We start from the raw sequence: 6,899 nt of genomic DNA, 5'->3' as shown, positions 1-6,899 counted from the left end.
CAGGATGGCGGGGAACGAGGCGGCGGCGTCGCCCGCCATCACATCGGCCGAGCGCGTGCGCAGGGCCTGCGGGCGTTGTACGCGGCGCACGGGCGCCACCTGGCCCAGCCGCTCGGCGGGACCGCGAAACATCTGTCCGTTGGGACCGAAGACAAAAAACATGGGTGCTCCCGGGTGCGCAAACCGCTGTGGGCGGCATATTGGAAGTATCGGCGCCGGCGCGGGATTTCTGTAGCGGCAAGACCCCCAACGCCCAGGGGCGGGCGCTGCCATGGCGATACCGCCTAAAATTGCCGGCTATGCTCGATATCCTTCTTCTTCGCAAAGACCTTGACTCGGCCGTCGCACGGCTGGAGACCCGCAAAAAGCCCCAGGCCTTCCTGAACGTGGAGGCCTTCCAGTCCCTGGAAGCAGAGCGCAAGTCCCTGCAGACACGGACCGAGGAGCTGCAGTCCAAGCGCAACCAGCTGTCCAAGCAGATCGGCATGCTGATGGGCAAGGGCGAGAAGGACGCTGCCGAGGCCGCCAAGGCCGAAGTCGGCAGCCTCAAGACCGAGCTGGACCAGTCGGCCACGCGCCTGGAGCAGATCCAGGGCGAGCTGCACGCCATGCTGCTGGCCGTGCCCAACCTTCCGCACGAAAGCGTGCCCGTCGGTGCGGACGAAAGCGGCAATGTGGAGGCGCGCCGCTGGGGCACGCCCAAGACCTTTGATTTCGAGGTCAAGGACCATGTGGACGTGGGCCAGCCGCTGGGCCTGGATTTCGACATGGGCGTCAAGCTGTCGGGCTCGCGCTTCACCGTGATGAAGGGCCCCATCGCCCGCCTGCACCGCGCCCTGGCGCAGTTCATGATCGACCTGCAGACCGACTCGCATGGCTACACCGAGTGCTATGTGCCCTACGCCGTCAATGCCGACTCGCTCAAGGGAACGGGCCAGTTGCCCAAGTTCGAGGGCGACCTGTTCGCCGCCAAGAAGGGCGGCCAGGACGGCGAGCCCGTGCCCGACAACGCGGCGCTCTACCTGATTCCCACGGCCGAGGTGCCGCTGACCAACTTCGTGCGCGACGTGGTCGTGGCCGAGGACCAGCTGCCCATCAAGCTCACGGCCCACAGCCCCTGCTTCCGTTCCGAGGCCGGCAGCTACGGCCGCGACACGCGCGGCATGATCCGCCAGCACCAGTTCGACAAGGTCGAGATGGTGCAGATCGTGCATCCGGAAAAGAGCTACGAGGCGCTGGAAGAGATGACCGGCCACGCCGAGGCCGTGCTGCAGAAGCTGGGCCTGCCCTACCGCGTGATGAGCCTGTGCACGGGCGACATGGGCTTTGGCTCGGCCAAGACCTATGACCTGGAAGTCTGGCTGCCTGCGCAGAACACTTACCGCGAGATCAGCTCGGTCTCCAACTGCGAGGCCTTCCAGGCGCGCCGCCTGCAGGCGCGCTTCAAGAATGCCCAGGGCAAGAACGAGCTGGTGCACACGCTCAACGGTTCCGGCCTGGCCGTGGGCCGCACGCTGGTGGCGGTGCTGGAGAACTACCAGAACGCCGACGGCTCGGTGACCATCCCCGAGGCGCTGCGCCCGTATATGGGTGGACAGACTTTGCTGAAGGCCTGAATTTTTAGGCTATAATTTCAGCTTCGACGCTGCGGAGAGGTGGCAGAGTGGTCGATTGTACCTGACTCGAAATCAGGCGTACGTGCGAACGTACCGAGGGTTCGAATCCCTCCCTCTCCGCCAGAAACATGAAACCCAGTGCTATGTGAATAGCACTGGGTTTTTCTGTTTCCGGCATTGCCTGGCGAGAGTCCGGGCGATTGGGGCCGCCATAAAAAATGCCCGCGTTGGCGGGCCATGCTCAGATCTCGAGGGCCTTGCGGTCCTTGCCTTCGATCCAGCGCGGCGGCTTGCCCCGTCCCGTCCAGGTGGCTCCGGTGGCGGGGTCCCGGTATTTCGGCACGCCAATGTTGGCGGACTTGGATTTGCGGGCGCTGAAGATGTCGTCGTGGGTCAATCCGAACTCATGGACGAGTTCTCGGACCTTGGCGATGACTCCGCCTTTCTCCGCCTTCAGCGTTTCGGCAATCCGTGCCTCAAGCTCGCTCTTTTGCTTGAGCAGGGTTTTGTAATCTGCTGTCATATGTTCCTCATGGATAGTGTGCTACACAATGACGCATTTTATGGAGACAGGGTCGATGTCGCATGTGGGACATCGTCGGTGTTTGCACCTAGGTTTTTCAATATTTCGCCATTGTTCGGGATAGAGCGCGAGGCCTTTGTCTACGCCTCGACAAACTCCCGGTGGCTGCTGAAGTGCAGGATTTCGGAATCCTGCGCTCCGCCCTGTCTTTGAATGACGATGGTGCCATTGGCATGCAGATAGATTCGGATGCCCGGCGTGGTCTCCGAATCCCAGTAGCAGGGGCTTTTGTCGAGGTTTTTCCAGCCGTGCTCTACGCACAGCGTGCGCTGGCGCATGCTGTTGAGCAATTGCCTGCGCGCGCCTGCGCCTTCGCAGATGCGCATCCACAGCAGCAGGAGCATGTCGTGCGCTTCCTGGCGGGATGAGCAGGGAGGCATGTGCTTCAACTGGCCCAGGAGGGTAAGGAACCGCTGTTCTATGCTGATGTTCAGTGCCATGCCCATCTCCTTTGTGCGTGGATATGCATCAAAGTGTAGGCAGCGCCGAAGGCTGCCGATATAGGGCGGATGACGACAGCGCCGGTGGCTTTTTTTCCTGCCGGTTTGCAGGATGGGCGCCTGGCCGGCTGTCGTGACAAAGGCCAGCGGCGTCAGTGCGACTGCATGCCCATGAGATTGCACGACATGGCGCATTGCTGGCAGGCTGCCGCGCAGGTCTGGCAATGGTCGTGGGAATGCTTGCCGCATTCGTCGGCGCAGGCCTGGCAGATCCGGGCGCACAGGCGGCAGATGTCTGAGACATGCGGACTTTGGCGCGCCATTGAGGCCACGGCCAGTTCGCAGACCTGCGCGCATTCAAGATCCTGGGCAATGCAGGCGGCCATCATCTGGACGTCTGTTTCCTTCAGGCAGGCGGCGGCACAGGTATTGCAGGCAATGATGCAGGCCTGGCAGGCATCCATGCAGGCCTTGTAGTCGATGGCCGGTGGGGTGGTATTCATGGGAGTTCTCCTGGAATGAGGGAGTGAAGTCGCGCAGGGCGTTCTTCCTTGGCCAGCTATCCACACCAAAGAAAACGCCCCGCGAACGGGGCTGTGTCAAAGACCGCAAGGGTCGGGATTTACAGGTAGGGCACGCCGTAGTAGTCGTTCACGCGGCGTCCATATTCATCGGTGTAGGCCGGTGCCGTGTCGCGCTCATAGCGGGGCGCGTTGTCCAGCTGCTCGCGCGTGAGCGACACCACGTAGCCGTTCATGTCGGGCTCGTACTTGAGGGATTCCCAGGGCAGCGGATAGCGGTCCGTGCCGATGCCCAGGAAGCCGCCGAATTCCATGACGGCGTAGCGCACCTTGCCGGACAGCTTGTCGATCATCAGCGTGTCTATGCTGCCCAGCTTGTCGCCTGCGGGGTTGTAGACATTGGTGCCGCTGACGGTTTCGGAAGAAATGACGCTCGATACGGTGTTGGGTGTGACCATGAGGCTCTCCATTGAGTGGGTTGGTGCTGGCACGCCGACGCAGTGCATCTGGCGGCTGGGCGATGCGGCATGGGAAAAGGCGCGGGAGGCGGCCCCTTCAAAGCCCGTGCATCGCCTGGCGAAGTCGAAGCCTGTGTGCTTCTGGGTTCCAGCTTAGGACCGCAATGAAGTGCTCCGGGTAGTCGGTGCGCCGCGACCGGCGTAGGAGGGTCCTTGGGCACCGGAGGCCAGGTCCTACGAGTCCTTGTAGTCATGGTCTGCGCAGCTGCGGCCCTTTGCTGACGCGGCAGCGCAGTCTGGGCCGGCGTCGGCCTGGCGGGCACAGGCGTACAACGAAAACTGCAAGAGAGATGCTGCGGATGCAGTCCCGCGTCCACGGTCCATCCCCGAAGGAGATTCCCATGAATGCAAGCAACAAGCCATCCATCCCGCCGGTGTCTGCAGATGCGGTGGAGGACGAAGACCTGGCCGAACAGGCGCGACCGGGCCACGGCGTACCTTCCCAGGACCCCGAGGCAGCTGCCCAGTACCAGCTGTCGCCGGAGGATGCGCAGCGCGAGTCACGCTCGGTGTTCATCGGCGGCGGCGTACTGGCCGGAGCCGCTGCCGGCGCTGCCGCCGGTGCGGTCATTGCAGGCCCGGTGGGCGTGGTGGTGGGCGGCACGGTAGGCAGCGTGGCCGGTGCGCTGGGCGGTGCGGCCGCAGGTGCCGTGGCGCCGGCAGAGAGTGCGCAAAAGCCAGTGGAAAAGCCCGTGCCACCCGGCAGCAAGTCTTCCGGGTGACACGGGCAGGCCGTTGCAGGCCATGTGTGGCGCGGCGGGCATGGACGGCGGCGGATGCATCCCGTATACAGGGGCCTGTCCACTTTCCTATCCACCCAGATGGCCAACGTTCTCATAGGCATCGTCGCCGCAATTCATGTCTACATCCTCGTGCTGGAGATGTTTCTCTGGGACCGGCCGGCTGGCAGGAAGGCCTTTGGGCTGACGCCGGAATTTGCGCAGCAGACCAGGACGCTGGCCGCCAACCAGGGGCTTTACAACGGCTTTCTCGCCGCCGGGCTGATCTGGGGGTTGGCGCAGGGCGCCGACGGCCTGGCGTTCAAGTACTTTTTTCTCCTGTGCGTGCTGGTGGCAGGCCTGTATGGCGCAGCCACGGCCAGCCGCAAGATCCTCTGGGTGCAGGCCGTGCCGGCCGCCGTTTCGCTGCTGGCCCTGTACCTGGGGCTATGAGAACGCCCGGGCACCGGTGGGCGAAATCGCTGCAGCTGCTGCTGGACCGTGACCCCGGCGTGCGTGGCGCGGGCCGGCATAGCCGACATGGCCGGCGTCAGTCCACCAGCGCCTGTATGGCCTGCAATTGCGCCGCCAGCCCGGGCCGCGCGGCCGGAAAAGTCTCCTCGAAGGCGGCAGTGCCTATCGTGAAGCCCGCTGCGCCGCCGGCCAGCACGGCCGCGATGCGTTCACTGCGATCAATGGAGCCGGCCACGACCACGGGTTTGTCCACCGCATCGCAGACGGCCTTGATCAAGGCCGGCACGTCGCCGTGGAAGCGGTAGGCCAGCAGGTCCAGGCCATGCACGCCGTCCAGCCCCGCCATGCGGCGGGCGCTGGCCACGATGTCCTGTACCGGGCCTGAAAGCACGCTCGGATGCCCGCTCACCTTGCCGGGAAACGGGTAGTACGCAATGCCGCTGCCGCGCAGCACGGGCAGCACCGCCTCGGGCCGTGTGCCACCCATGAGCACGTCCACCCCGATGTCGACCGCCGCGCGGGCGGAGGCCACTTCGCTGGCCTCGTCGAGGCTGACAACCTCCAGATAGACCCTGGCGCCGCCCGCACGGATGTCCCGGGCCAGGGCATGCAGCTCGGGCAGGGGCAGGCCGATGTCCTTGAAGCCCACATGGCGAACGCCCTGGGCCAGCACCTCGCGCAGCCGCTCGCGCGCATCGGCAATGGTCCTGTCCTGCTGCGTGAGCATGAAGATGAAGTCCGGGCGTTGCGTTCGTGCACTGGCACCGGTACGGGTGGCCTGCACCATGGCTGCCGCCTGGCGCAGCGCGCAGGCCAGGCTGGCGTGGTCGGCGCGGCCCGTGCCCGCGATGTCGAAGGCCGTGCCATGGTCCACCGAGGTGCGCACAAAGGGCAGGCCCACGGTGATGTTCACGCCTTGCTCCACACCCAGGTATTTCACGGGAATCAGCCCCTGGTCATGGAACTGGGCGACCACCACGTCGAACTCGCCCCGGCGCGCCCGCATGAAGACCGTGTCGCCGGGCCAGGGGCCGCTGGCGTCGATGCCTTCGGCGCGCGCGGCGGCAATGGCGGGGATGATCACCGAGCGGTCCTCGTCCCCGAACAGACCGTTTTCACCGGCATGCGGATTGAGCCCTGCCACGGCCACCCGGGGCCGGGGGATGCCGAACGCGCGGCAGGCCTGGTGCGCGAGGCGAATGGCGCGCAGCTCGTTGTCCATGGTCACGGAGGCGATGGCCTGCTGCAGCGGCACATGGATGGAGACCAGCAGCACCCGCAGCTCATCATTGGCGAGCATCATGGCGAAGTCGCGTGTGCCGGAACGCTCGGCCAGCATCTCGGTATGGCCCGGATGCGGGCAGCCTGCCGCGCGCAGCGCTTCCTTGTGGATGGGGGCGGTCACCAGGCCCGAGACGTCGCCAGTCAGGGCCAGGTCGATGCCGCGCTGGATATAGGCATGGCAGGCCGCGCCGGCGCGTGCATCGACGCAGCCCCAGGGCAGGTCCGGCGGCAGGTCCTCGCCGGTCTGCAGCACGAAGAGCGTGGCGGGCGGTACCAGGACAGGGACCTGGGCCGGTGTCTCGATGGCCCGGATCTGCGGATGGACGCCCAACCCATCGGCCGCCCGCTGCAGCCGGGCGATGTCGCCGATGACGAGAAACGGCGTGCAGGGCCGCGCAGGGTCCATTGCCAGCTTGACGATGATCTCGGGCCCGATGCCCAATGGATCGCCCATGGTGATGGCCAGGGGCGCGCTGGCCGGAGTGCTGGCCGAGGGGTTGGCGGAGTTGGGGCTGGAGTGCTTCATGGTTCTTGCTGAAACCTCAATCGATGGGTTTACTTTGCATGAAGATGCTCCAGTAATAAATCGATATAGACTCATCATTCAATTGAGCAATGTTCAACTGAAAGTCCGATGTTCCACCTGTCTAGAGCCGCCATTGCCATGCCCGCACCCGTCCACATGCCGCCGCTGTCTGCCTTGCGCGCCTTCGAGGCCACGGTGCGCCATGGCAGTGTCTCCAA

8 protein-coding genes, 1 tRNA gene and 1 pseudogene are annotated in these 6,899 nt (G+C 65.0%); 4 read left to right on the top strand and 6 right to left on the bottom strand.

Annotation, left to right across the window (positions count from 1 at the left end; translation table 11 throughout):
* A pseudogene (locus tag L995_RS22905) lies at window positions 1-162 on the bottom strand (histidine kinase); the annotation flags it as partial.
* A gap of 137 nt (window positions 163-299) precedes the next feature.
* Between L995_RS22905 and serS the strand changes: the two are divergent.
* Together serS and L995_RS22895 are read left to right on the top strand one after the other, a co-directional pair.
* Window positions 300-1,616, top strand: coding sequence for a serine--tRNA ligase (gene serS / locus L995_RS22900; protein WP_016450096.1), 1,317 nt, complete (start codon window positions 300-302; stop codon window positions 1,614-1,616).
* Between the two features lie 33 nt (window positions 1,617-1,649).
* A tRNA-Ser gene (locus L995_RS22895) sits at window positions 1,650-1,739 on the top strand.
* Between the two features lie 118 nt (window positions 1,740-1,857).
* On the opposite strand, the gene L995_RS22890 is transcribed toward L995_RS22895, so the two are convergent.
* From L995_RS22890 to L995_RS22875, 4 genes are all read right to left on the bottom strand, one after another.
* Complete coding sequence (locus L995_RS22890) at window positions 1,858-2,139, bottom strand: H-NS histone family protein (RefSeq protein WP_016450095.1); 282 nt, start codon at window positions 2,137-2,139, stop codon at window positions 1,858-1,860.
* Window positions 2,140-2,279: 140 nt separating this feature from the next.
* Complete coding sequence (locus L995_RS34470) at window positions 2,280-2,834, bottom strand: hypothetical protein (protein ID WP_231574512.1); 555 nt, start codon at window positions 2,832-2,834, stop codon at window positions 2,280-2,282.
* Window positions 2,792-3,142, bottom strand: a complete 351-nt coding sequence (locus L995_RS22880; protein ID WP_016450093.1) for a four-helix bundle copper-binding protein — start codon at window positions 3,140-3,142, stop codon at window positions 2,792-2,794. The genes L995_RS34470 and L995_RS22880 overlap by 43 nt, the downstream gene beginning before the upstream one ends.
* A gap of 119 nt (window positions 3,143-3,261) precedes the next feature.
* Entirely contained in the window at window positions 3,262-3,618 is a 357-nt protein-coding gene (locus L995_RS22875) for a PRC-barrel domain-containing protein (protein WP_016450092.1), read from the bottom strand.
* A 401-nt stretch (window positions 3,619-4,019) separates the two neighbouring features.
* Between L995_RS22875 and L995_RS22870 the strand changes: the two genes are divergently transcribed.
* Both L995_RS22870 and L995_RS22865 read left to right on the top strand, forming a co-directional pair.
* Window positions 4,020-4,400, top strand: a complete 381-nt coding sequence (locus tag L995_RS22870) for a hypothetical protein (protein WP_047473828.1) — start codon at window positions 4,020-4,022, stop codon at window positions 4,398-4,400.
* Window positions 4,401-4,499: 99 nt separating this feature from the next.
* Window positions 4,500-4,850: a DUF1304 domain-containing protein gene (locus L995_RS22865; RefSeq protein WP_017407778.1), complete on the top strand. Its 351-nt coding sequence runs from the start codon at window positions 4,500-4,502 to the stop codon at window positions 4,848-4,850.
* A 97-nt stretch (window positions 4,851-4,947) separates the two neighbouring features.
* On the opposite strand, the gene pdxA is transcribed toward L995_RS22865, so the two are convergent.
* On the bottom strand, window positions 4,948-6,681 hold the full coding sequence (gene pdxA, locus L995_RS22860; RefSeq protein ID WP_047473827.1) for a 4-hydroxythreonine-4-phosphate dehydrogenase PdxA: 1,734 nt from the start codon (window positions 6,679-6,681) through the stop codon (window positions 4,948-4,950).
* Window positions 6,682-6,899 lie beyond the last annotated feature (218 nt).

Origin of the sequence: Delftia sp. ZNC0008 (assembly GCF_000799035.1) — a bacterium.
In the GTDB taxonomy this organism is placed as follows: Bacteria; Pseudomonadota; Gammaproteobacteria; order Burkholderiales; family Burkholderiaceae_C; genus Comamonas; species Comamonas tsuruhatensis.
Note: the sequence above shows the minus strand (reverse complement) of the source record. Positions and strands in the feature narration are given on the sequence as shown.

What these genes read in the sequence shown, in the direction of transcription:
- L995_RS22875 (WP_016450092.1), bottom strand. Translation starts at nt 3,618, where the DNA reads ATGGTCACACCCAACACCGTATCGAGCGTCATTTCTTCCGAAACCGTC.
- L995_RS22880 (WP_016450093.1), bottom strand. Translation starts at nt 3,142, where the DNA reads ATGAATACCACCCCACCGGCCATCGACTACAAGGCCTGCATGGATGCC.
- L995_RS22865 (WP_017407778.1), top strand. Translation starts at nt 4,500, where the DNA reads ATGGCCAACGTTCTCATAGGCATCGTCGCCGCAATTCATGTCTACATC.
- L995_RS34470 (WP_231574512.1), bottom strand. Translation starts at nt 2,834, where the DNA reads ATGCGCCATGTCGTGCAATCTCATGGGCATGCAGTCGCACTGACGCCG.
- serS (WP_016450096.1), top strand. Translation starts at nt 300, where the DNA reads ATGCTCGATATCCTTCTTCTTCGCAAAGACCTTGACTCGGCCGTCGCA.
- L995_RS22890 (WP_016450095.1), bottom strand. Translation starts at nt 2,139, where the DNA reads ATGACAGCAGATTACAAAACCCTGCTCAAGCAAAAGAGCGAGCTTGAG.
- L995_RS22870 (WP_047473828.1), top strand. Translation starts at nt 4,020, where the DNA reads ATGAATGCAAGCAACAAGCCATCCATCCCGCCGGTGTCTGCAGATGCG.
- pdxA (WP_047473827.1), bottom strand. Translation starts at nt 6,681, where the DNA reads ATGAAGCACTCCAGCCCCAACTCCGCCAACCCCTCGGCCAGCACTCCG.